This window comes from Pseudomonas putida, from assembly GCF_028682395.1.
GTDB classification, from domain to species: domain Bacteria; phylum Pseudomonadota; class Gammaproteobacteria; order Pseudomonadales; family Pseudomonadaceae; genus Aquipseudomonas; species Aquipseudomonas putida_AB.
This window is the reverse complement of sequence record NZ_JANHLC010000013.1, coordinates 64389-87969: the sequence shown is the minus strand read 5'-3', so window position 1 is coordinate 87969 and position 23581 is coordinate 64389. Positions and strand designations below refer to the sequence as shown.

General features: G+C 61.3%; 25 protein-coding genes and 1 pseudogene. 14 read left to right on the top strand and 12 right to left on the bottom strand.

From position 1 onward, the window contains the following. Positions 1-14: 14 nt before the first annotated feature. Complete coding sequence (locus tag NPS46_RS23640; RefSeq protein WP_274111555.1) at positions 15-2099, bottom strand: LTA synthase family protein; 2085 nt, start codon at positions 2097-2099, stop codon at positions 15-17. Between the two features lie 369 nt (positions 2100-2468). On the opposite strand from NPS46_RS23640, the gene NPS46_RS23635 reads away from it, so the two are divergent. Continuing rightward, positions 2469-2930 carry a methylated-DNA--[protein]-cysteine S-methyltransferase gene (locus NPS46_RS23635; RefSeq protein WP_274111553.1) on the top strand — a complete coding sequence of 154 codons (462 nt, stop codon included), beginning with the start codon at positions 2469-2471 and terminating at the stop codon, positions 2928-2930. A gap of 7 nt (positions 2931-2937) precedes the next feature. Here the strand turns inward: NPS46_RS23635 and NPS46_RS23630 are convergent. The 4 genes and pseudogenes from NPS46_RS23630 to NPS46_RS23615 form a co-directional block, all read right to left on the bottom strand. Next, a pseudogene (locus NPS46_RS23630) lies at positions 2938-3128 on the bottom strand (PLDc N-terminal domain-containing protein). A gap of 74 nt (positions 3129-3202) precedes the next feature. Then, positions 3203-3733: a hypothetical protein gene (locus NPS46_RS23625; protein WP_274111551.1), complete on the bottom strand. Its 531-nt coding sequence runs from the start codon at positions 3731-3733 to the stop codon at positions 3203-3205. 90 nt (positions 3734-3823) lie between these two features. After that, positions 3824-4357: an ankyrin repeat domain-containing protein gene (locus NPS46_RS23620; protein ID WP_274111549.1), complete on the bottom strand. Its 534-nt coding sequence runs from the start codon at positions 4355-4357 to the stop codon at positions 3824-3826. Positions 4358-4451: 94 nt separating this feature from the next. Further along, positions 4452-6227 (bottom strand): AMP-binding protein, encoded by a 1776-nt coding sequence (locus NPS46_RS23615; protein WP_274111547.1) that lies wholly within the window; start codon positions 6225-6227, stop codon positions 4452-4454. A gap of 453 nt (positions 6228-6680) precedes the next feature. Here NPS46_RS23615 and NPS46_RS23610 point away from each other — a divergent pair, with 453 nt between their 5' ends. Then, on the top strand, positions 6681-6959 hold the full coding sequence (locus NPS46_RS23610) for a DUF3509 domain-containing protein (protein ID WP_274111545.1): 279 nt from the start codon (positions 6681-6683) through the stop codon (positions 6957-6959). Positions 6960-7029: 70 nt separating this feature from the next. On the opposite strand, the gene NPS46_RS23605 is transcribed toward NPS46_RS23610, so the two are convergent. The 3 genes from NPS46_RS23605 to aroC are packed head-to-tail and all read right to left on the bottom strand — an operon-like array spanning position 7030 to position 9867. Beyond that, the gene (locus tag NPS46_RS23605; protein WP_274111543.1) at positions 7030-7575 is read right to left on the bottom strand and encodes a 1,2-dihydroxy-3-keto-5-methylthiopentene dioxygenase; all 546 of its coding nucleotides are present in this window, start codon (positions 7573-7575) and stop codon (positions 7030-7032) included. After that, positions 7572-8747 (bottom strand): MFS transporter, encoded by a 1176-nt coding sequence (locus NPS46_RS23600; protein WP_274111541.1) that lies wholly within the window; start codon positions 8745-8747, stop codon positions 7572-7574. The genes NPS46_RS23605 and NPS46_RS23600 overlap by 4 nt, the downstream gene beginning before the upstream one ends. 28 nt (positions 8748-8775) lie before the next feature. Continuing rightward, positions 8776-9867, bottom strand: a complete 1092-nt coding sequence (aroC, locus tag NPS46_RS23595) for a chorismate synthase (protein WP_274111539.1) — start codon at positions 9865-9867, stop codon at positions 8776-8778. A gap of 140 nt (positions 9868-10007) precedes the next feature. Between aroC and NPS46_RS23590 the strand changes: the two genes are divergently transcribed. Both NPS46_RS23590 and NPS46_RS23585 read left to right on the top strand, forming a co-directional pair. Next, positions 10008-10970 carry an alpha/beta hydrolase gene (locus tag NPS46_RS23590; protein ID WP_274111537.1) on the top strand — a complete coding sequence of 321 codons (963 nt, stop codon included), beginning with the start codon at positions 10008-10010 and terminating at the stop codon, positions 10968-10970. A gap of 100 nt (positions 10971-11070) precedes the next feature. Continuing rightward, positions 11071-11874 carry a hypothetical protein gene (locus NPS46_RS23585; RefSeq protein ID WP_274111535.1) on the top strand — a complete coding sequence of 268 codons (804 nt, stop codon included), beginning with the start codon at positions 11071-11073 and terminating at the stop codon, positions 11872-11874. A 54-nt stretch (positions 11875-11928) separates the two neighbouring features. Here the strand turns inward: NPS46_RS23585 and prmB are convergent, their stop codons facing one another. After that, a complete protein-coding gene (prmB, locus tag NPS46_RS23580) occupies positions 11929-12837 on the bottom strand; it encodes a 50S ribosomal protein L3 N(5)-glutamine methyltransferase (RefSeq protein WP_274111533.1) in 909 nt (302 codons plus the stop codon). A gap of 237 nt (positions 12838-13074) precedes the next feature. Here prmB and NPS46_RS23575 point away from each other — a divergent pair, with 237 nt between their 5' ends. From NPS46_RS23575 to NPS46_RS23555, 5 genes are all read left to right on the top strand, one after another. Then, complete coding sequence (locus tag NPS46_RS23575; RefSeq protein WP_274111530.1) at positions 13075-13665, top strand: cysteine hydrolase family protein; 591 nt, start codon at positions 13075-13077, stop codon at positions 13663-13665. Positions 13666-13785: 120 nt separating this feature from the next. After that, entirely contained in the window at positions 13786-14106 is a 321-nt protein-coding gene (locus NPS46_RS23570; protein ID WP_274111529.1) for a hypothetical protein, read from the top strand. Between the two features lie 75 nt (positions 14107-14181). Beyond that, a complete protein-coding gene (locus NPS46_RS23565) occupies positions 14182-14739 on the top strand; it encodes a Smr/MutS family protein (RefSeq protein ID WP_274111527.1) in 558 nt (185 codons plus the stop codon). Positions 14740-15411: 672 nt separating this feature from the next. Further along, a complete protein-coding gene (gene folE / locus NPS46_RS23560) occupies positions 15412-15957 on the top strand; it encodes a GTP cyclohydrolase I FolE (RefSeq protein WP_212760558.1) in 546 nt (181 codons plus the stop codon). A 100-nt stretch (positions 15958-16057) separates the two neighbouring features. Beyond that, positions 16058-16429 (top strand): glutathione S-transferase N-terminal domain-containing protein, encoded by a 372-nt coding sequence (locus NPS46_RS23555; protein WP_274111525.1) that lies wholly within the window; start codon positions 16058-16060, stop codon positions 16427-16429. A 50-nt stretch (positions 16430-16479) separates the two neighbouring features. Here NPS46_RS23555 and NPS46_RS23550 read toward each other — a convergent pair whose 3' ends face one another. Beyond that, positions 16480-17082, bottom strand: a complete 603-nt coding sequence (locus NPS46_RS23550; RefSeq protein WP_274111523.1) for a glutathione S-transferase family protein — start codon at positions 17080-17082, stop codon at positions 16480-16482. A 14-nt stretch (positions 17083-17096) separates the two neighbouring features. Further along, positions 17097-18263: a PLP-dependent aminotransferase family protein gene (locus NPS46_RS23545; protein WP_274111521.1), complete on the bottom strand. Its 1167-nt coding sequence runs from the start codon at positions 18261-18263 to the stop codon at positions 17097-17099. A gap of 82 nt (positions 18264-18345) precedes the next feature. Between NPS46_RS23545 and NPS46_RS23540 the strand changes: the two genes are divergently transcribed. From NPS46_RS23540 to NPS46_RS23530, 3 genes are all read left to right on the top strand, one after another. Next, positions 18346-18786 (top strand): MarR family winged helix-turn-helix transcriptional regulator, encoded by a 441-nt coding sequence (locus NPS46_RS23540; RefSeq protein WP_274111519.1) that lies wholly within the window; start codon positions 18346-18348, stop codon positions 18784-18786. 261 nt (positions 18787-19047) lie between these two features. Next, positions 19048-20397, top strand: a complete 1350-nt coding sequence (locus NPS46_RS23535) for an NCS2 family permease (RefSeq protein WP_274111517.1) — start codon at positions 19048-19050, stop codon at positions 20395-20397. Positions 20398-20459: 62 nt separating this feature from the next. Next, positions 20460-21086, top strand: coding sequence for a LysE family translocator (locus NPS46_RS23530; protein ID WP_274111515.1), 627 nt, complete (start codon positions 20460-20462; stop codon positions 21084-21086). Positions 21087-21264: 178 nt separating this feature from the next. Here NPS46_RS23530 and uraH read toward each other — a convergent pair whose 3' ends face one another. Further along, a complete protein-coding gene (gene uraH / locus NPS46_RS23525) occupies positions 21265-21618 on the bottom strand; it encodes a hydroxyisourate hydrolase (protein ID WP_274111513.1) in 354 nt (117 codons plus the stop codon). A 438-nt stretch (positions 21619-22056) separates the two neighbouring features. On the opposite strand from uraH, the gene puuE reads away from it, so the two are divergent. Further along, entirely contained in the window at positions 22057-22983 is a 927-nt protein-coding gene (gene puuE / locus NPS46_RS23520; RefSeq protein ID WP_274111511.1) for an allantoinase PuuE, read from the top strand. Next, positions 22980-23495, top strand: a complete 516-nt coding sequence (uraD, locus tag NPS46_RS23515; protein ID WP_274111509.1) for a 2-oxo-4-hydroxy-4-carboxy-5-ureidoimidazoline decarboxylase — start codon at positions 22980-22982, stop codon at positions 23493-23495. Before puuE ends, uraD begins: the two co-directional genes overlap by 4 nt. The last annotated feature ends 86 nt before the right edge of the window (positions 23496-23581 follow it).

Here is a 23581-nt window from a genome sequence, read left to right as displayed (position 1 = left end):
TCACTTTCGACCGATCAATCCGGCTTGCCATCCACCACGCCGGCCGTGTTATCCAGCAGGCTCTTGGTGGCGGTCTGCAGATACGACTCCAGTTTCTGGCGCAGCTCGGCTTCGTCGGCCGCATTCGGAATCAACTCGCCATTGGGCTTGGCCCCCAGCTCATAACGATAGATCCGTGGCGGCATTTCCTTGGGCAGTACCAGCACCCGATCCGCTGTCAGCAATGCCACCGTCTGGTCGCTGCCCGACGGCTTGATAATGCCGATGCCCTTGTCGCCTTCCGGCAGGTTCAGCAAGTCACGCCCCCAGCACTGGTGGCGTACTTCGCCACCAACCCGCCCCATGATGGTCGGCACAATATCGACCTGCGTCCCCACGGTGTGGTTGCGCTGGCCGAACTTCTCCTGGATGCCCGGGCCGATCAGCAACAGAGGCACGTTGAACCGTCCCAGGTCCATTTCGGTGATCTGTTGCTCGTTACCAAAGCCGTGGTCGCCGACGATCACGAACAGGGTGTCCTTGAAGTACGGCTCCTTGCGCGCCTTCTCGAAGAACTGCCCCAGCGCCCAGTCGGAATAACGCATCGCCGTCAAATGCTGGTCCAGGCTGCCACGACCCGTAACCGGTTCGACCGGCAACGGCGTTGGCAAGGCATACGGGGTGTGGTTGGACAGGGTTTGCAGCAAGGCATAGAACGGTTTCTTGCCTTCGCGGGCCTTCAGCTCTTCCAGGCCACGGTTGAACATATCCTGGTCAGACACGCCCCACGTCGGATCGGAGAACACCGGGTTAACGAAGTCATTGCGTCCGATAAAGGTCGTCATGCCCTGGTTGCTGAAGAACCCGGCCTGGTTGTCCCAGGCAAAGTCGCCGTTGTAGACATACACATCATCGTAGTCACGCCCGCTCAACAACTGCGGCAGGCCAGACAGCTTGTGGCTGCCTTCCGGCGTCTGCATCAGGTACTCGAAACCCGGCAGGTTGGGGAAGCACGCCATGGTCGCGAACATACCCTGGTGGGTATGGGTGCCATTGGAGAAGAAGCGGTCGAACAACAGGCCTTCCTGGGCCAACTTGTCGAAGTACGGGGTCACGTTGCCCGAGGCCCCCAAGGCGCCCACCGAGTGCCCGGCGAAGCTTTCCATCAGGATCACCACGACATTCTTGATCGCCAGCGTGTTCTGCGCCGGCGGCAGGAAGTCACGGCGCACGGCAGCCGTCTCGGCATCCACCAGCGTGTCGTTCGGCGTCAGCAGCAGGTCACGCACGGTTTGCTGGGCCAGGGGCTGGGGCAACGTGGCTTTCCAGATATTGTCGCGATCCTCGGACATCCGGCTTTTGGCCGCCGCGATCAGCGACAACGTGCCATTGAGGCCCAGTTGGTTGGCGAAGTTGGAGTCGGTGGTGTACACATCGCCCCAGCGCATTGGTGGGCCCTGGCGCAGGGTACCGCGTGCCGCGACCACTGCGATCAGCAGGCAGACCACGAACACTGCGATACGGGTGTACCAGGGCGCGACGGGCCGTGAGCTGGTCACGGTGTTGAACGAGGCGCTCGAACGGGTCAACCGATCGGCCCCCTTGAACAGCCAGCTCAGGACCAGCGTCCCCACCGCCCAGGCCAGCAGGTAGCGAACCACCGGGAAACCGTACCAGAGCATGCTCATCACGGTTTTCGGGTCTTCCTTCACATACTGGAAGACCAGGCCGTTGAGGCGCTGGTGGAACTCGCGGTAGAAGTCCATCTCCATCAGGCCAAGGAACAGCGCGATGCTCGAAGTGACGGTCAGCCAGAACCGGAACACGCCCCGGGCCGCCATGGCCCGCACGCTGAACAACGCCAGCAGCAACGGCGCGATCAGGTAGACGACGATGCGCAGGTCAAAGCGCAGGCCATTGAGAAAGGCCTCGATAAAGGTCGAGGCCGGGGTGTCGAGGATCATCTCGCGGTTGTAAGCCAGCAGTGCCACCCGCAACAGGGTGAACATCAGCATCATCACCAGGGCACACAGCAAGGTGTAGGCCAGGTGCGACTTGACCGTCGGTTGCAGCATGCGCTTTGCAGCGCGCTGCGCGTTCAGGGCGTCCGGGTTTGCCATATCGTTTTAGGACCCATTGGATTCAAGGTTGGAATAGTGAACGGTGCATCGGCGCCCGAGCGGCGCTCGCCGTGGAATACGCGGTCGGCAAATGTTGCATGAACACTCACGGTTTACCATCACGCCAACGCGATTATTTCTCACTCAAACACCCGCGAGGACGCTGGCACCGGCAAACAGCATAGGCATCAGCGAAAAAAAAGCCGGGCGAATTGTCTGCGAGAGAATGTGAAAATTTCGTCCAGAGCGCCGGCGACCGCTCTCGCAGCCGGCCAGCACTCGATTCGCCGCACAAAGGCGTGCATGCTAAGTCACCCGCCTGACTAGAGGGCTCGAACGCCCTATGCCTCGCCTGCCCAGGAGCCCTGAATGTTTTATCGATTGCACCCCAGCCCGCTGGGCGAACTCTTGCTCGCCGGCAATGAACAGGGCTTGCAGGCCCTGCAGATGGACGCCGAGCCGCCTGCCGATGGCGAGCCGGCAGGCGCTCGTTTCGATGAGGTGTGTCGGCAACTGGATGAATACTTCGCCGCCCGCCGCCGGGTCTTCGACCTGCCCCTGGCGCCCCGCGGTACCGTGTTCCAGCAGCAGGTCTGGCAGGGCCTACAGGCCATTCCCTACGGCCAGACCTGCAGCTATGGGGAGTTGGCGCAGCGGATCGGCAACCCGGGCGGCATGCGTGCCGTCGGCATGGCCAACAACGCCAATCCGATTGCGATCATTATCCCCTGCCATCGGGTGATCGGCAGCGATGGCAGCCTGACCGGCTACGCCAGCGGCATCGAGCGCAAGCATCAACTGCTGGTGCTCGAAGGCGCCTGGCTGCTTTAAGACCGACTCAGATCCGCACGTTACCCCGCGGGCCGGCGATGGCCCAGATCACCAGGCCCAGCACCGGCAACAGGATGATCAGCAGGATCCACAGGACCTTCATACCGGTTTCGGCGCCGCTCTTGAGCACATTGAGGATGGCCCAGATTCCAGGGCAAGAATGATCAGGCCAATCAGGCCATTGAACGTTGAACCCATATCGAATGCTCCCAGGAAATAAAGTACTCCCTTAGGATAGTCAGCCCTGGCCAGGGTTCCGTTTATTTCACGGCTCAGACGTGCAAGGCGATCCGCAGCGCTTCGAGCGACGGCGCGCCAGCGATGCCAACCTGCTCGCACAGCTCCAGCACCCGTGGCAGGTCATTGCCATACACCAGCACGGCCTGGATCTCATCATCGAGCAGCTGGCTGAAGTTGAGCAGCACATACCCGCCCTGCTCCTTGTTCATGCTCGACAGCTGGACCTGGATCCGGTTAAGCGCCGTCAGTGCCTCGACCTTGGCCAGTTGCTTGGGCTTGAAGTTGAACGCGACATCCGGACCAAACGAATCGACGATCTGCGCAAACAGGTCCACATAGTTGTCGGCCTGGAACAGCACCGTCTCCGGCAGGCTGCCAACCACCACCCACTCGCCCAGGGGAATGGGGAAGCTGTCGTCGTAGTTGATATCGGGATTGGCCGCCAGAAAGCCCTCGGCATCGCTATAGGCCTGGCTGGCCTCGTCTGCGACGCGCTGGATCTCGAGTTCGCTCATGCAGCCGGAGCTGATTTTGCTGATGAGTTCGACGAGTAGGGCTTTCATGGGCAATTCCTGCGCTGGACACAAAATGAGGCCGCGCAGAATACCCGACATGCCCTAACGGAGCGAGCCGGGCAGGTGGTGACCCGTCGCCTAAAGCAGTTTGCCCAGTTGCGCGACCGTGTCCGCAGCGCCCATGGTCTGCGCTGCCGCCAGGGCGGTCACGCCATTGGCGTCCTTGGCGTGGGGATCGGCGCCCTGGCCAAGCAGGTAGTCGACGATTTCCGTGCGGTTGAACATCGCCGCCATCATCAAGGCGGTGCGCCCATCGAACGACGCGCCGTCGAGTTGCGCCCCGGCTTCGAGCAGCAGCTTGACCATCGCCAGGTCGCCCTTGAAGGCCGCACCGGCCAGCGGGCTCTGGCCGCTTTCGTTGCGCAGGTCCGGATCGGCCTGGTGTTCGATCAGCACGCGGACGGCATCGATATGCCCGTAATAGCTGGCAAGCATCAGCAGGGTATCGCCCTTGTGATTACGCAGATTGACCGGCAGGCCCTTGCTGACCAAGGCGGCAAGCATGGCCGCGTCGCCATGGCGAGCCAGATCGAAGACCTGCTCGACAAAGGCCGCCGCCTCTTCTTCGTTCATCTGCCGCGGTTGCTCGGTGGGCGGGGTTCTATCAGACATCGGGCTCTCCATCAGGCATCGGTATTGGCAGGTAGTTTCTCCAGCCACCGGACGGGTGTCACCCAGTTTTTACCAACGCCCTCGATAGCCAGAATCAATAGACGAACTTGGCATCATTGATTTCCTGCGCGACTCGCTCGGTGACCCGCACATAGGTGTGTGAACCCGGTAGCCAGGCAAACAGCGGGTCTTCGCCAGCCCTGCGCGGATCAAAGGCCTCTTCACGCAGGCGAGCCTTGTGGTACGTGAAGGTGCTGCTGATCTCCATCTTCAGCTTGATCCGCAGGAACCGTGGTATCGCCCCCGCCGGCAGCCAGCGTTGGGCAAATTGCAGCAACTCACTGAAGTCCAGGGTGGCCAGCGATTCGGCCGGCGTGATGGCGGCCATGCCCACCTGGCCGTCGAGTTGCCCAAGGGTGACCCCGTAGACCACCGCTTCGGCGATCTGCGGGTGGCGCAGCAAGGTATTTTCCACCGCACGACTCGACACCCTTTCCCCCTGCCAACAGAAGGTATCGCTCAGGCGGTCGACAAACTGACCATGGCCATAGCCGATATCGCGCAGCAGGTCGCCGGTATTGAGATACCGATCGCCCGCTTCAAATACATCGCACAACACGCGGCCGGGATCGAGTGGCGCCGGGCCCTCGAGGCGGGTCAACAGCAAGCCTTCGCGCCCCCGGGTGACTCGCCGCATAAAGCCGTCCGGCCCGCGTAGTGGCCCGACATACTCGACCAGGGCCCAGTTCGCCCGGGAGAAGCCGAAGGTATTGTCGAAATCCAGCACATTGCCCAGCCCGACGGCGCCATCACTGGCGCCATAGCACTCAGCGATATGGGCGAGGCCAAAGCGCGCCCTGAACACGGCCCAGAGGTCCGGACGCAAACCGCTGCCCAGCATCTTGCGCAACGGATGGTCGATATCGTCGGCACTGGGCGGCTGCTCGACCAGGTAGCGGCACAGTTCTCCGGCGTACACCAGGGTCGTGGCCTTGAAGCGCCGGACATCGCCCCAGAACTGACTGGCACTGAATTGCCGCCGCAGGGCCAGCCCGGCCCCCGCTGCCAGCGCCGCGCCCCAGCCCAGGCACAGCGCGCTGACCTGCTGAAGTGGCAAGGGGCAATAGACGATATCGGGGCCGCGCAGATCGAGCGTGACCACGCCCATCTTGATCGCGGTCTTGAACAGCCGCTCATGGCTGATCGCCACAAACGCCGGTGAATCGCTGGTAGCGCCGCTGTACAGGAGCAAGCAGGGCCCATCGGCGGCGACCTCATCCAGCCTCGGCAGCGGCGCCGCTGGGGCCTCGCCATCGATCTGCATCAGGTTGTGATAACCCGAAGGCGCCTGGCCGGGGTCGTGCCAGGTATCCCGGTCGGCGACAAAGTAGCGCCGCGCGCCGACGGCATGTTGCTCGCCTGCATGGGCCGGGTTGTGCAGCCATTCCTCACCCACCACCACGGCACTGGGCGCCAGTGAATCGAGAGATTGCTGGAACGGCTCAACGCCGGCCAAGGCACTGACCGCGCCCAGTTTCGCCACCGCCAACACCGTCACCAGCAATTCGGGACGGTTGTCGAGCCACACCGCAACCACATCGCCCTGGCCAACCCCGTCGGCCTGCAAGGTCCTGGCCAGGCGATCGGCCCACTGGTCAAGCTGCCCATAGCTGTAGCGACGATTCTCGAACAGCAGCGCCGTACCCTCGGGGTGACGCTGGCGTGCCTGCTCGAACAGCCCTATCAGCCCCCGATTGCGGGCCTTGATAAAACCCCGGGCCTTGATCAACCGTGGAACAAGTCGAGCGAGCGCCGGTAACCGACTCAGCAACATGGGCCAGGTAATCAGGTCTTGCTTGGGCTCGATCATCCGGGCACCCCGTCTTTTATTGTTCTTCGGGTATTGTTCTTCGGACCACGTCCAGTCGCCTGGGCAAACATGCCGAGCACAACCTGGCGCCTTGATTCAACAGGGCTTGCGCCACTGCCAAGGGCAATTTCGGTGATATCGGTTTGAAATTATGCAGCGGGTTGCACGGGAAAATACGATAGGCGCCGAGCGACTGCCTAGAAGGTATTTGAAAAGTTTTGTATCTCCTTGATCTACTGGGAATTCTGCCGAATGCCGCGGGCCGGAATCCTCCCCTCCAGTGGGCAAAATGCAGGATGCACGATAGCCATTCATGCAATTTGCACGAACGAGCAAATCGTCAAAAAATACAACCTATTGTTTTATAAGTAATTTTTTTAAAATCAGATGCTGGCACAATCACTGCAACCTCTACTCCACGCTAACCTTACATAGCTGATGGAGCCGATCGACATGGACCTGATCCAGGAAAAATTCTCTAGCGTATTCTCCGAGTACGAGGTGACCACGCAAGCTCGCCCAGACGGTGGCATTCTGCTGACCCTGCGCGACAAGGAAGGCAAGCTGTCAAAAAGGTCGCTTTCCTACGCGCAGTTGCATACCGCCGACCAACTGACCTGGGCGATCAGCGCCATCCGTCGCGACCTGGCTGAACAAGCCAGCGAACTGCCAGCGATTTCCCGCCTGCAAAGCCAGAACCGCTTTGCCTTGCCGACCTATCACAGCCGCTAATCATCCGCGCCTAAAAAAACGGGCCGCACACCTTCAAGGCATGCGGCCCGTTTTTTATCCAGCCCGTGAACTAGTCGTCCAGCGGCTCGAACTGCGAGGCAATAGCGTCACCGGTGAACTGTGCCACCCAGCCCTTGAGATTGCCGAACAAACGGATCGCCACCAGTTGCGGCTGCTCACCCAGGTCCAGCCAGTGCGCGGTGCCGGCAGGCAGGGAAATCAAGTCGTGCTTTTCGCAGCGCACGGCATAAACGTAGTCCCCACTGTGCACATAGAACAGTGCGCGGCCGGCGACGAAGAGACAGGCCAGATCGCCGTCCAGCCGGTGCTCGTCAAGCAAGCCTGCGCGCAGCTCGGCTTTCTGCGGGTGATCCTCGGCCAGGCTCAGCACGTCGAAGGCCTGGCCGCCGCGCTCGTTTTTCAGCTGGTCAATCTGTGCCTGGTAAAGCTCGATCACCTCAGTTGGCGACGTACCCGCACGCACGCCGAGGGTCGTTGAGCAACGCTCGAAACGCACCCCAAGTTCAGCCAGCGTCGAGGCGATATCGTCGAAATGGGTCAGCACCTTGTTCGGCAGGTCGGGGCTGGAAACGTGGTAAACGGACAGGCTGCTCATGGTGCTTTTCCTTGGACTCGGGTCTGGGCCTGGCGGCAAGTGGTCGCCATGATAACGGCTGCGGCCATGGCTGCGACGCTGGCAATACTAAAGGTGATACCCGGCCCCAAGGTTTTCCAACTGTAGCCAGCGTACAGTGCACCCAGTGCGCCGCCCGTACCGGCCAGCGCGGCATACAGCGCCTGGCCCTGGCCTTGCTGGCGCGAGCCAAAACTGCGCTGCACAAAATGAATGGCCGCCGCGTGGAAACTGCCGAAGGTTGCCGCGTGCAGCAACTGCGCCAGCAACAGCATGGCCGGGTACTCGGCGAACGAACCCAGCAGCAACCAACGCAGCGCCGCCAGCAGAAAACTCGCCAACAGCACCTGCTGCACCGAGAACCGCAGCAGGATCCGGCTCATCGCCAGGAACATCAGCACTTCCGCCACCACCCCCAGGGCCCAGAGCAACCCGATCACGCCACGGCTATAGCCTAGGTCCTCAAGGTGCAGTGTCAGAAAGGTGTAGTACGGACCATGGCTCATCTGCATCAGCGCCACGCAGGCATAGAACGCCAGCACGCCAGGCCTGCGCAGTTGCCGCACAAAGCCATCCTCCGGCGCGGCGTCGCCCTGGACCGGTGGCTGGGCATTGGGCACCCAGGCGCTGCACAGCACGATCCCGGCCATAATCAACAGGATACCGGCCGGGTAAACATCCAGGCTCAGCCATTCGAACAGCCGTCCGAGCCCGACCACCGCGAGAATAAAACCAATCGAGCCCCACAGACGGATCTGGCTGTAACGGGCGGTCTGGCCCTGCAAATGCGCCAGGGTGATGACTTCGAACTGGGGCAGGACCGCATGCCAGAAAAACGCATGCAGGGCCATGACCAGCGCCAACCAGGCATAGCTCTTGCTGAGAAAGATCAGCGAAAAACTCAGCAGGGTGCACACCGCGCCAAACCGTACGATCGCCAGCCGCTGGCCCGTGTAATCGCCCAGCCATCCCCAGATATTCGGCGCGACGACGCGCATCAGCATGGGAATCGCCACCAGCTCGCCAATACGCGCCGGCGCAAAACCGAGGTGATGGAAATACAGGGCAAGAAACGGCGCGGTTGCACCGAGCAACGCGAAATAGAACAGGTAGAAGCTGGACAGTCGCCAGTAGGGAATCGATGCCACGGCCATCAGACCGCGGCATCGGCAGGCAGCGCCATTAGCGTTGGCCCAGCACCGGGGTCGCGACCCGCACATCGGCGTTTTGACCCCGATGGCGCAGCAGATGGTCCATCAGGACAATCGCCATCATCGCCTCGGCAATCGGCGTAGCGCGGATGCCAACGCACGGATCGTGACGGCCCTTGGTGATCACTTCCACCGGGTTGCCATGGACATCGATCGACCGCCCCGGCGTGGTGATGCTCGACGTCGGCTTGAGCGCCAGGTGTGCCACAATTGGCTGGCCGGACGAAATACCGCCCAGAATGCCGCCGGCGTTGTTGCTGAGGAAACCTTCGGGAGTCAGCTCGTCACGGTGCTCGGTGCCGCGCTGGGCCACACTGGCAAACCCGGCGCCGATCTCCACCCCCTTGACTGCGTTGATGCTCATCAGCGCATGGGCCAGTTCGGCATCCAGGCGGTCGAAAATCGGCTCGCCCAGGCCTGGCATCACACCTTCGGCGACCACGGTGATCTTCGCCCCGACCGAGTCCTGGTCCCGGCGCAGTTGGTCCATATAGGCTTCGAGCTCCGGCACCTTGTCGGGATCGGGGCTGAAGAAGGCATTTTCCTCGACCGAATCCCAGGTCTTGAACGGGATTTCGATAGGGCCCAACTGGCTCATGTAGCCACGAATCACGATGCCCTGGCTGGCCAGGTACTTCTTGGCAATGGCCCCGGCGGCCACACGCATGGCGGTTTCCCGGGCGGAGCTACGGCCGCCGCCACGATAATCGCGCTCGCCGTATTTGTGGTGATAGGTGTAGTCGGCGTGGGCCGGGCGGAACAGATCCTTGATCGCCGAGTAGTCCTTGGACTTCTGATCGGTGTTGCGAATCAGCAGGCCAATGGCGCAACCGGTGGTGCGTCCCTCGAACACGCCGGACAGGATTTCGACCTCGTCGGCTTCCTGGCGCTGGGTGGTGTGTCGGCTGGTGCCGGGCTTACGCCGGTCGAGATCGCGCTGCAGATCGTCCAGCGACAATTCAAGCCCTGGCGGGCAGCCGTCGACGATGGCGACCAACGCCGGGCCATGGCTCTCGCCAGCGGTGGTGACAGTGAACAGCTTGCCGTAGGTATTGCCGGACATGCAGGGCGCTCCGCGAAATCGGTCTAGATCAGTCCACTGGACAATTCAGCGCGCCAGTATACGCAGGCTAACCGCTGAGTTCATCCTCGAACCTTAGCCGTCGCGCCCGGTCCAAACGGCATCTCCTCGATAATGGCCCGATGATGTTGCGTGTTCTGCTCCTGCTTCTCACCCTTTTCACGCTCAGCGCCCAGGCCGCCACGCCGAGTGTGCTGCAACGCCCCATCGACCTGGACACCGGCCATGGGGTGTTGCACGGCTCGCTGTTGCTGCCCAGAAGTACCACGCCAGTGCCGGTGGTCCTGATGCTCGCCGGCTCCGGCCCCACCGACCGCGATGGCAACAACCCTGAAGGCGGGCGCAACGATGCCCTCAAGCGGCTGGCCTGGGTGCTCGCCCAAAATGGCATTGCCAGCGTGCGCTACGACAAACGTGGCGTCGCCGCCAGCCTCGCCGCCGCGCCCGATGAACGTGACCTGAGTGTCGAGGCCTATGTCGCCGATGCCGTGGCCTGGGGCCGGCGCCTGGAACAGGACCCGCGCTTCGGTCCGCTAATCCTCCTGGGGCACAGTGAAGGCGCCCTGATCGCCAGCCTGGCCGCCGCGCCACTGGAACCGGCGGCCCTGATCTCGATTGCCGGCAGTGCCCGCCCTATCGATCAGGTACTGCGCGAACAACTGCGCGACCGCCTGCCGCCGGAGCTTGTCCCGCGTAGCGAGCAGTTGCTCGACAGCCTCGTGGCCGGGCGCACCGATGCCAACGTCCCTCCGGCGCTGCAGGTCATCTTTCGCCCCAGCGTGCAGCCCTACCTGATCAGCCTGTTTCGCCAGCAGCCGGCCGCAGCCTTTGCCCGGGTGAAGGCCCCGGCGCTGATTGTGCAGGGTCGCAACGATATCCAGGTCAGCGTTCAGGATGCCCAGCGCCTCAAGGTCGCCAGGCCGGACGCCGAATTGGCGTTGATCGAGGGCATGAACCATGTGCTGCGTATCGTCCCCCGCGACCTGTCGCAACAATTGGCCTCCTACAAGGACCCGCAGCGGCCCCTGGCCAGCGAGCTGGGAACGCGAATTGTCGACTTTATTGCAGGACTTCCCCGGCGTTGAACCACTTTTTGTCCTCCAGTCCTGGCCATTGCTGCCGATAAGTCATTGCTGGTAACGAAAATGTTACCCGCAAGCAGGAAAAGCACAGGACCTTGCCCTCATGACCGATAGCCAAGCTGCACCCGAAACGACCCCTGAGGCTGAGGCCGAGGCGCAAGCCCCCGAAGCACTGAACCTGCCGTGGGCGGACATCCACCCCGAGCATTTCAAGATGCTGCGCCTGGCCCCGTTGCCGACGGATCGCAACACAGGCGCGCGCGCCCTGCGTTTTGTCCAGTTCGGCTACGCCGAGCGCAACAACAAGGATTTCAGCCTGCTGCGCATGAACATCCAACTGCCTAACCAGCGCGTGCGCAAGGAACAGAACCACCTGGATATCTGGGCCGATCACGCCACGCAAAAGGTGCATTTCGGCGAGAGCAGCAGCTTGCAGATCGAGCCCGCCAACCGCGGGCTCGGACGCTTCCTCGCCGCCCAGGGCATTGCCTGGGCGAAAAGGCACTGGCCGCGCTATCAGATTGACGGCGCAGCACTGGCCAGCAAGGACGGTTTGAACGAAGACACGCGCCTGCGCCGCGATCACTTCCTGCGCATTCAGGGTTTCGACGTAGTCTATGCCGATGCACAGCATATGAAGGCGACCTACGAAGACGTGCGGGTCGGCGATCTGCTCGAAAGCTGGAACACCGAGAAAGTGCAGTTCGTGGAGATTCTCGAAGCAGCGCAGATGCTCCAGCAAGCCGAGGAAAATCTCCTGGAGCAGGAAGTCAAACTGCGCAAACAGGAGGAGAAGGTCACCAAGTTCAAGCGTGAAGATGTCAGCCTGCGCTTCACCATTACCTGCCTGGTGGCGTTCTCGGTGTTTCAGGCCGGGCTATTGATCTGGATTGCAACGCACCGCTAAGCGGTGCGGGGCAAGGCCAGTTGCCGGGCGCGCGGGGCAGCTGGCAGCTGTGGTTTAAATTTTCGACGCGAAGAGTGCCTGGTGCTCGCGGCATTGCTCGGCCGTGAGCATAAAGACCCCGTGACCACCGCGCTCGAGTTCCAGCCACGCAAAGTCGACCTGCGGGTACAACGCCTCGACATGCACCTGGCTATTACCGACTTCGACAATCAGCAACCCTTTCTGCGTCAGGTGGTCCGCCGCTTCGGCCAGCATCCGGCGTACCAGGTTCAGGCCATCATCCCCGCAGGCCAGCCCCAACTCCGGCTCATGCTGGTACTCGGCGGGCATATCGGCGAAATCCTCGGCGTCGACATACGGCGGATTTGACACGATCAGATCAAAACGCTGGCCGGGCAAACCCTCGAAACCATCGCCTTGGACCGTAAAGACCCGATCTTCAAGGCCATGGCGCTCGATATTCTGATTCGCCACTTCCAGCGCCTCGAAGGACAGGTCGGCCAGGATCACCTCGGCGTCCTTGAACTCGTAGGCACAGGCAATGCCGATACAACCGGAGCCAGTGCACAGATCGAGAATCCGCGCGGGCTCGGTACCCAGCCAGGGTTCGAAGCGTTTCTCGATCAATTCACCGATGGGCGAACGCGGGACCAGCACCCGCTCATCCACGATAAACGGCAGCCCGCAGAACCACGCCTCACCCAACAGGTAGGCTGTCGGCACACGGTCCTCAATACGCCGGCGCAGCAGCCGCTGCAGATGGACCAGCTCATCGTCTTCCAGACGGCAATCGAGATAGCTGTCAGCAATTTCCCAAGGCAGATGCAGGGCGCCAAGCACCAGTTGGCGGGCTTCGTCCCAGGCATTGTCGGTCCCATGGCCGAAAAACAGATCCTCCCCATGAAAACGGCTGACAGCCCAACGGATATGGTCGCGCAGGGTGCGCAGGCGGGAAGTGATCACGGGGTGGAACTCCTGAAATATCGACCGGCGATTCTAGCAGCCAAAGCGGCGCACGACGATCCGTGAAAACCCCGAACCGGTGAACGGCTTCGACGGTTTTCGCGGTTTTCGCGGCTTTGCCGGCCCCCCTTGACATCGCTGTAAGCCAAATAGCACGCAGCTTACGGCGGTAGCGATTCACATAAGTGCTCAGCCAGAGGACAATGCGGTAAAAGCCCCACCCGAAGGAGCCCCCGAATGTCCGTTCCAAAGACGATGTTTCAACTCAGCGGCCGTGGCTATGCGCCTGCCAATCCGAACCACGCGACCCTGTTGATCATCGACGCCCAGAAAGAGTATTTGAGCGGCCCACTGGCCCTGACCGGTATCGAGGCCGCCGCTGCCAACATCGCCCAACTGCTGGCTGCCGCCCGTGCCGCCAACCGCCCCGTGGTACATGTGCGCCACCTTGGCACGGTCGGTGGCCTGTTCGACCCCCAGGGCGAGCGCGGCGAGTTTATTCCCGGCCTGGAACCTGAAGCCGACGAAACCCTGATCGGCAAACTGCTGCCCAGCGCCTTCCACGGCACCGACCTGGAAAAACGCCTGCAGGAAATCGGCTCGCTGGACTTGATCGTCTGCGGCTTCATGAGCCACTCCAGTGTCAGCACCACCGTGCGTGCGGCCAAGAACCTGGGCTTTCGCTGCACACTGGTGGAAGACGCCTGCGCCACTCGCGACCTGCCCTACAAAGGCGGCGTGCTGAGTGCTGAACAGGTCCAGCAAACTGAAATGGCGATCATGGCCGACAACTTCGCCACCCTCGCCCAGACTCGCGACCTGCTCTAGAGCCAGCATCGATGGGCGGTCGCAAGGGTCGCCCATCCCGTTCCCAGCGTTTAAGCCGCACATCAGGAACAACCCGTCGATCTTCCGGTCGAAGGCCCGATACCCATAGAGGAAATCGGAATGAAGATATCCGATGGATTTGACGCTCGTCGCTTGCGGCCCAAAACCCCAAGCAACTGGCGCTTGCGCTTAGGCGCAGCCTGTTCGGCCCTGCTGGCCACCGTTGGTGTGCTCCTGACCCTGGCCGGCGTCGCCAGCCTGCTGGGCCATTCACCGGCGGTGGATGAGCTCAATAGCAACCCGGCCGGCGCGTCTGCCGTACTGGTCGCAGGCCTGGTGCTGCTGTACCTGGGTGTCTGGCTCTGGCGCCTGAGCCGACGTCGCATGCGCCGTCCCCGCGACCTGAACATGGCCCCGCACCTGCTGAAAAAGCGCGACTGACCCGCATCCATTGCCCAGGAGTCCGCCCTTGCGCGGACAACTTGGGTAAACTAGCCGCCCTTCGCGGAGGCTGACATGCAAGACGACGATTTTTCCCTATTCAAAAGCGAGATCCGCGGCGTCAAGCCGATCAAGCACGATCGCGCCGACACCGGTAAACCCAAGGCTGACCGCGCACAAATCGCCAAGCTGCGCCAGGCAGCGACCGTGCGTGACGATGTGACCACCGTCGACGGCCTGTCCGATCAGTTCGTCATCGACGTCGGTCCGGAAGATGATTTGCACTGGGCCCGCGACGGCGTCCAGGAAAGCCAGATGCGCAAGCTCAAGCTCGGCCAGATCAGCTTCGAAGGCAGCCTCGACCTGCATGGCATGACGGTCGAGAAAGCCCGGGAAACCCTCTGGGCCTTTTTGGCCGAAGCGACCCAATTCGAGATTCGCTGCGTACGTGTGACCCATGGCAAGGCTGTGCGCCTGGACGGTAAGCGCCCCATGATCAAAAGCCACGTCAACACCTGGTTGCGCCAGCACGCCCAGGTACTGGGCTTCACCTCCTGCCAGGCCCGGCATGGTGGCACCGGTGCAGTCTACGTGATGCTCAAACGCACGATGATGGAAGGCCGCGACGAGTAGTCAGCGACACACTCAGGACATTGCCGGCATGGACGTCGGCAGCAAGGCAGCAGTCAAGGCCAGTAACACTTCAGTGTCAGCCGGTTTGAGCAGCGCACCAGCAAAGGCATAGCTTGGGTCAATGGGCACCGGGCGCCGCGGCGGTGCAGCACTTGGCGACCAACTATGCGGCCAACAACAGCGCCGGCAGAGACTTCAGCAAATCGTCGATCATCCGTATCAACCAGGTAAAAAAGCCGACACGCGCTCGCTTCGCGCCGACGCCAGGGGGCGCCACCATACCGTATGGCACCGTCCACCAGCAGCACCGTCCGTCCCGCTCACGCCAACAGAGTGTTCCATTTATGCCACCTCCAGACGGGGTTTTGCGGCCTGCGTGCTAGCCACTTCAAGCGCCGCAACCGGGGTGATTTGCACGTTCCCCGGCTGCCAGCCATACAACTGCCGGCGGACCTGGGCTACTATGTCGCCCCAATGGCGGGCATGAACACTCGGGTTCACGCTCAACTGGCTCGGCCTCGGCGTGCAAGCACGACTGTCGACCCCGAGGCCGGCTCAACAACTTCAGCCCAGACTGAGGTGACGCTGGCCAGCAGGCACTCAGCCTAATTGGTACAAAATTGGTACAGACAGACAATGTGCCCCACTGAAACCCTTATGGAATCAGCCCCTGTGACACTGGAACAGAATTACACCGCGATCCTTGGCCAACTGGGCGAAGACGTCTCCCGCGAAGGCCTGCTCGACACGCCCAAGCGTGCCGCCAAAGCTATGAAATACCTGTGCCGCGGCTATGAACAGACCCTGGAAGAAGTCACCAATGGCGCCCTGTTCAGCTCCGACAACAGCGAAATGGTCCTGGTCAAGGACATCGAGCTGTACTCGCTGTGCGAACACCACCTGCTGCCGTTTATCGGCAAGGCGCACGTGGCCTACATCCCTAGCGGCAAGGTGCTGGGACTGTCCAAGGTGGCACGTATCGTCGACATGTATGCGCGCCGCCTGCAGATCCAGGAAAACCTCAGCCGCCAGATCGCCGATGCGGTCCAGCAGGTGACCGGCGCCCTGGGCGTCGCCGTGGTGATCGAAGCCAAGCACATGTGCATGATGATGCGCGGTGTCGAAAAGCAGAACTCGTCCATGATCACTTCGGTGATGCTCGGCGAATTCCGCGAAAATGCAGCGACCCGCAGCGAGTTCCTCAGCCTGATCAAGTAGGCTCGCAACGCAAGGAAACCGGCGTTTATCGCCGGTTTTTTTTCGCCCGGGGAAATCAGGTAAGCTGCGACCCCATCATTCATGGCAAGAGACTGTAACCGTGATCGTCAAAGCGCTTCGAGTCGGCCTGGGCCAACTCATCATCTTCATCGACTTCATCACCCGCCCACGCAAGCAACAGCGCTCTGGCGAAGCCCAGGCCCAGGTCGACAACGCGGCCAAGGATCTGACCCTGTACCAGTTCCACGCCTGCCCGTTCTGCGTGAAGACCCGCCGGACCCTGCACCGCCTGAACGTGCCCGTGGCCCTGCGCGACGCCAAGAATAACGAACAGGATCGCCAGACCCTGCTCGAACAGGGTGGCAAGATCAAGGTGCCGTGCCTGCGCATCGAAGAAAACGGCCAGACCACCTGGATGTACGAATCCAAGGTGATCATCGACTACCTGGACACGCGCTTCGCCAACGCCTGAGGCGTCACGAACGCCCATAAAAAAACCGGCCCCAAGGCCGGTTTTTTTATTCAATCGAGCATGCCGACATAACCCGGCTGGCTGGCCACCCTGGCCAGCCACGCCTGAATGGCCGGGTAGCGACTCAGGTCGAAGCCACCCTCGTGTGCCACATGGGTATAGGCATACAAGGCGACATCGGCAATCGAGAACTGCTCGCCCACCAGGAAGGGCGTGCGCTTGAGCTGTTGCTCAATCACGTCCAGCGCCTTGTAGCCGCGCTTTTGCAGCTTCTCGTACTCGGCCCGTCGTTCGGCCGGCAGCCCCAGGTAAAACTGGATAAACCGCGCCACGGCAATGTACGGCTCATGGCTGTATTGCTCGAAAAACTGCCACTGCAGCACCTGCGTGCGTAAACGCGGCTCACTGGGCAAGAACTGACTGCCATCGGCGAGGAAGTTGAGAATCGCATTGGATTCCCACAGGCAGGTGCCGTCTTCAAGTTCGAGTACCGGCACCTTGCCGTTGGGGTTCTTGGCCAGAAATTCGGGGGTCTCGGTTTCGCCGTTGAGGATATTGATCGGCACCCACTGATACTCCAGCCCAAGCAGATGCAGCATCAGCTTGACCTTGTAGCAGTTCCCCGACTGGTAATCGCCATAAACCTTGTACATGACCCCCTCCTCTATCAAGCCGCTTCAGCAGCCTGTGCTTGACGGACAACGGCCGCCAGACGCTTGAGCCCCTCGTCCAGGCGCGCCGGATCGATATGGCTGAAGTTCAGCCGCAGGCTGCCCGGGTTCTGATCCGGTTCGGCAAAGAACGGTTCGCCTGGCATAAAGGCGACATTCTGTTCCAGGGCCGGCTTGAGCAGGGTCCGGGTATCCAGTGGCTGCTTGAGGGTCAGCCAGAAGAACAGCCCGCCTTGGGGCACTTGCCAATCGGCCAGATCGCCAAAGTGTTTCTCCAGCGCCAGCTGGAACGCATCGCGACGTACACGGTAAAAGTCGCGCAGTTCGGTCAGGTGGTTGCGGAATTTTTCGGTACCGATCCACTGCTGGGCCTGCCACTGACCGATGCGGTTGGTGTGCAGGTCAGCCGACTGCTTGAGACGCAGCAGGTGCGGGAACAGATCCGGGCTGGCGATCAGATAGCCCACGCGCAGGCCCGGCAGCAGGGTTTTCGATACGGTGCCAGTGTAGATCCAACTGGCCTTCTTCAAGCGTTTGACGATGGGCGTCGCGCTGCCGCCATCGAAGGTCAACTCGCGGTAGGGTTCATCTTCGATCAGGGTCACGCCGAACTCGTCCAGCAACGCCGCCACGGCATCGCGCTTGGCTTCGCTGTAGCGGACCGCCGAAGGATTCTGGAAGGTCGGGATCAGATAGATGAAGGCCGGCTTGTGTTTCTCCAGGCGAGCACGCAAGTCCGCCAGGTCAGGACCGTCGGCCTGCAGTTGGAAAGTCAGGCAATCGGCGCCGAACAATTGGAAGATCTGCAAGGCGGCCAGGTAGGTCGGCGCCTCGAGCATGATCTCGGTGCCCTTGTCGATGTACAGCTTGGCAGCCAGGTCGAGGGCCTGTTGCGACCCGCTCAGGACCAGGACCTGGCTCGCTTCGCAGGGCACACCCAATTGGCGGGCTTCGGTGGCGAGCAATTCGCGCAGTTGCGGTTCGCCTTCGCTCATCCCGTACTGGCTGATCGAGGCCGGCATGCCGTCCCACTCGACCTTGGGCAGCATGGCTTCGGCGGGCAAGCCACCGGCAAACGACATGACTTCAGGACGCTGCGCCGCAGCCAGAATTTCGCGAATCAAGGAACTTTTCAGGCGGGAGACACGTTCGGAGAAAGCCATGGAGGTCACCGGTAGCGGAGATAAAGGAAAATAAGTCAAACTGCTTGACCGAAATTACGATGCCCGGCATAGATACGTCAATATGCTTGACCTTAAAAATCCCACCACCCAGCAGGCCGCCATGGAGGCGTTCTTCTTCGGCTATCAGGCGTTCACCGCCAAGGCCGACGAAATGCTTGCGCGCAGGGGTTTGAGCCGGGTGCACCAACGCATCGTGTTTTTTATCGCCCGCTACCCGGGACTGAGCATCAAGGAATTGCTCAACGTGCTGGGCGTGAGCAAGCAGGCGCTGAATATTCCCCTGCGCCAGTTGATGGAAATGAACCTGGTACAGAGCGTTGCCCCGGACACCGACAAACGCAAACGCCTGCTCGGCTTGACCGCCGAAGGCCAACGCCTGGAACAGGCCTTGCGCCGTGAGCAGGTCAAGCTGCTACAGCGGGTGTTCGCCCAAGCCGGCGAAACGGCGGTCAATGGTTGGCTGGCAATCAACCAGGCGCTCGGCGAAAACCGCCCACTCTGATCCCCCCTCCTACACCCCTTCCTACGCGTCATGACGTTACGCGCGGCCCTCTCGTGGCCGCTATAAGCACTTCGTCAAAAAAATCGCACACAACTTATAAAACATTATTTGCATTATCTGTATACAAAAGCATAATTCATTGCGTGCCAGTTCCTGACTTTTCAGTCAATAAAAAGCACACCCTGCTACCTCGAACCGCCACCGCCCCACCCTGGCCTGCGGCTTCGCCCATAACAATAAAACGCTTGAGGAGTGACCACCGTGCAAAGTCGCAAATCCGAAGCCTCGCCCCTAGACCTCGCGCCCCCTGCCCATAACGGACTGCTGGAACGCCTGTTCAAACTCACGCTGCACGGCACCACGGTCAAAACCGAACTGATCGCCGGCCTGACCACTTTTATCACCATGGCCTACATCATCTTCGTCAACCCCAATATCATGGCCGATGCCGGTATCGACCACGGCGCCGCGTTCGTCGCCACCTGCATCGCCGCCGCCCTGGGTTGCCTGCTGATGGGGCTGTATGCCAACTGGCCCGTGGGCCTGGCCCCCGGCATGGGCCTCAATGCGTTCTTCACCTACACCGTGGTCGGCACCATGGGCTACAACTGGGAAACAGCCCTGGGCGCGGTCTTCGTTTCCGGCGTGCTGTTCATGATCCTGACCTTTTCCCGGGTGCGCGAATGGCTGCTGCAAAGCATCCCGGTCAGCCTGCGCCATGCCATGGGCGCCGGGGTCGGCCTGTTCCTCGGCCTGATCGGCCTGAAAACCGCCGGTATCGTAGTCGACAGCCCCGCCACGCTGCTCAAGCTCGGCTCGTTGCATGAGCCCGGCCCGCTTCTGGCGGCCATCTGCTTTTTGATGATCGCCATACTCAGCTACCACCGCGTGTTCGGCGCGATCCTGATCAGCATCATCAGCGTGACCCTCGCCGGCTGGGGCCTGGGGCTGGTGGAATACCAGGGCATCTTTTCCGCGCCACCCAGCCTGGCCCCCACGTGGCTGGCAATGGATGTCGCCGGGGTCTTCAATATCAGCATGATCAGCGTGGTGCTGGCCTTCCTGTTCGTCCATATGTTCGACACGGCCGGCACCCTGATGGGCGTCGCCCAGCGGGCCGGGCTGGTCAAGGCCGACGGACGGATCGACAACCTCTCCAAAGCCATGAAAGCCGACAGCGCCTCCAGCGTATTCGGCGCCCTGGTGGGTGTCCCGCCGGTCACCAGCTATGTGGAAAGCGCCGCGGGCGTGGCGGCAGGCGGGCGTACCGGGCTGACCGCCGTGGTGGTCGGCCTGCTGTTTATCGCCGCGATGTTCTTTGCCCCGCTGGCCGGCATGATTCCCGCCTATGCTACGGCCGGTGCACTGATCTACGTGGCCATGCTGATGATGGGCAGCATGGCCCATATCGAATGGGACGAGGCCACCGACAGCATTCCGGCGATTGTCACCGCCATCATGATGCCCCTGACCTTCTCGGTCGCCGACGGCATCGCCCTGGGCTTTATCACCTATGTCGCGCTCAAGGCCGGCACGGGCAAGTACCGGGAAATATCCGTCAGCCTATGGGTGTTGTGCGCCATTTTTATCGCCAAGTTCGTGTTTCTGTAGAACCGGCGATAGCAACCGGCCCCATCGGCGTAGATGGGGCTTTTGTACTTATGGAGGAAATGATGAGTCTGGAAACCTGGCTGTTGTTCAGTGGCGCAGCATTGGTGGTGATCCTGATCCCGGGACCGCTGTCGTTGTTGATGATCAGCAACAGCCTCAATTTTGGCCTGCGCCGCTCCTATCCGGCTTTTCTGGGCGGTGTGTTCGCCTCAATCTGCCTGCTGAGCGCTTCGGCGTTGGGTCTGGGGGCATTGCTGCTGGCCTCGGAACAATTGTTCAGCGCCCTGAAGATTGTCGGCGCGCTGTACCTGTTCTACCTCGCTTGGCAAAGCTGGCAACAATCGCGGCAACCGGCCAGCGCTGCCGAAGTCCCCGAGGCGCCTCCGGTGCCACGTTTCCGGGCACTGTTCGGACGCGCGTTTGTACTGGGCGCAAGCAATCCGAAGGACATTCTGTTCTTCGCCGCCTTCCTGCCGCAGTTTCTCAGTGCCGAACAGCCGTTTCTCAGCCAGTTGCTGATCATGATCGCCACCTGGACCGTCCTCGACCTGCTCTGCAAGCTGGCCTACGGCCTGGGTGCCCATGGCGCGGCGCGCTACCTGCGTAGCGGCAAGGGCCAGAGCTGGTTCAACCGCATCAGCGCCGGGCTGTTCAGCGGTGCCGGCGCCGCTTCGCTGCTGAGCCGCTGACCTCCCCCTCTACCCACTCGCCCTACTTCAACTCCTCGTTGAGGTAGGCGCGAGCTTGCTCGCGATCTTTTCGCGCACTCCTTTACCCCCCCGCGCGCTTTTCCCCAGGCATAAAAAAGCCCGCAGTGTGAGCGGGCAAAAGACCAAAGAAGTTTATGCGCAGATTCTTGGGGGAAATCTAACTTCCTCTGTAGGTCGAATAGCTGTAGGGCGAAATCAGTAGCGGTACGTGGTAGTGGTCCTGCTCGGCGCTGATCCCGAAGCGCAATACCACAACATCGAGAAAGGCCTGCTCCGGCAGCGCCACGCCACGGGCGCGATAGTAATCACCGGCATGGAACTGCAACTGGTAGACCCCGGAACGGTAGTCGTCGCCCTGCAGCAACGGCGCATCGCAACGGCCATCGCTATTGGTCAGCGCCGTGGCAACGCGTTCGAGTTGCGTCCCTTCGACCCGATACAACTCGACCTTGATCGAGCTGCCGGGGCAGCCATGTGCGGCATCCAAAACATGCGTAGTCAAACGTCCCATTGATTTCGCGTACCTGCCTGCCCTGGGGCAATTCAGGCCTCGCGCCTCCCGGTGTCAGTGGATAAAAGAAACGCCGCCCCCTTTTAGGGCATGGAAATCCGCGGCGGATGAACAATTAAGACATTTTCATAAAAAATTGTACACAATAATCAGCGTCTTTTTTCTGAAAACCATCCGTCGGAACGCTCCTGTCTAAAAAACCCTCAAGCCATAGGCTATAACGACCAAAAGTCCATTAACTGACTAATCAGGCAGGTTTCTTGCACAGCCAATCCCAGAGCAAAAATGGGGTAAATCGCCGTAATGGAGAAAATAAATGCGAAAATTCAGGCTTACAAACCGACATTAAACTTGTATACAATCACTCCATCGCTGTGACGCACCCCGAGCTCTCCGGCCGCCACGCAATCGTTATCACGAACAAGAAGGAAGACTGCAGTGAGCGACTATCCACGCGACCTGATCGGTTACGCCAACAACCCTCCTCATCCACACTGGCCGGGAAATGCCCGCATCGCCCTGTCCTTCGTGCTCAATTATGAAGAAGGCGGCGAACGCAACATCCTTCATGGTGACAACGAATCGGAAGCCTTTCTCTCGGAAATGGTTTCGGCGCAGCCCCTGCAGGGCGCTCGCAACATGAGCATGGAGTCGCTCTACGAATATGGTAGCCGCGCTGGCGTGTGGCGCATCCTCAAGCTGTTCAAGACCTTCGACATCCCGCTGACTGTCTTTGCCGTGGCCATGGCCGCCCAGCGCCATCCCGACGTGATCCGCGCCATGGTCGAGGCCGGCCATGAGATCTGCAGCCACGGTTATCGCTGGATCGACTATCAGTACATGGACGAGGCCCAGGAGCGCGAGCACATGCTCGAAGCCATCCGCATCCTCACCGAACTTACCGGCGAACGGCCGCTGGGCTGGTACACCGGGCGCACCGGCCCCAATACCCGGCGGCTGGTGATGGAAGAAGGCGGTTTCCTCTACGACAGCGACACCTATGACGACGACCTGCCCTACTGGGAACCGAACAACCCGACCGGCAAGCCGCACCTGGTGATTCCCTACACCCTGGACACCAACGACATGCGCTTCACCCAAGTCCAGGGCTTCAACACCGGCGAGCAGTTTTTCCAGTACCTCAAGGATGCGTTCGACGTGCTCTACGCCGAAGGCGCCGAGGCGCCGAAGATGCTGTCCATCGGCTTGCATTGCCGGCTGATCGGCCGCCCGGCGCGCCTGGCGGCCCTGCAGCGGTTCCTTGAATACGCCAAGGGCCACGAACAGGTCTGGTTTGCCCGCCGCGTCGATATCGCCCGCCACTGGCACGCGACCCACCCCTTTCAAGCAGGCACCTGCAAATGAGCGCATTCAAGACACTCAAGCCCTCGACCCTGAGCCGTGACGCCTTCGTCGAGGCCTTCGCCGACATCTACGAACATTCGCCATGGGTCGCCGAGAAAGCCTTCGACCTCGGCCAGGACCCTTCGATCGACGAGATCGAGACCCTGCACCAACGCATGAGCGACATCCTGTTGAGCGCCGATCACGCCAGCCAATTGGCGTTGATCAACGCTCACCCGGACCTGGCGGGCAAGGCTGCCATCCAGGGCCAACTGACCGAGTCCAGCACGAATGAACAAGCTGGCGCCGGTATTCACCAATGCACGGCCGAAGAGTTCCAACGCTTCACCGAGCTGAACGAGGCCTACAAAGCCAAGTTCGCGTTTCCCTTCATCATGGCGGTAAAAGGCAGCGACCGGCACCAGATCCTCGCCGCGTTCGAAACGCGCATCCACAACCCGGTGGAAACCGAGTTCAAGTGCGCGCTGGCAGAGATCAACAAGATCGCCCTGTTCCGACTACTGCAGCTCTAGCACGCCTGGCCCGAGTCCGCGGCATAACGCCAAGCGGACCCAGGGCCTGGCGAATATCCCCAGCCACTTTATTCAAGGCAGACAAG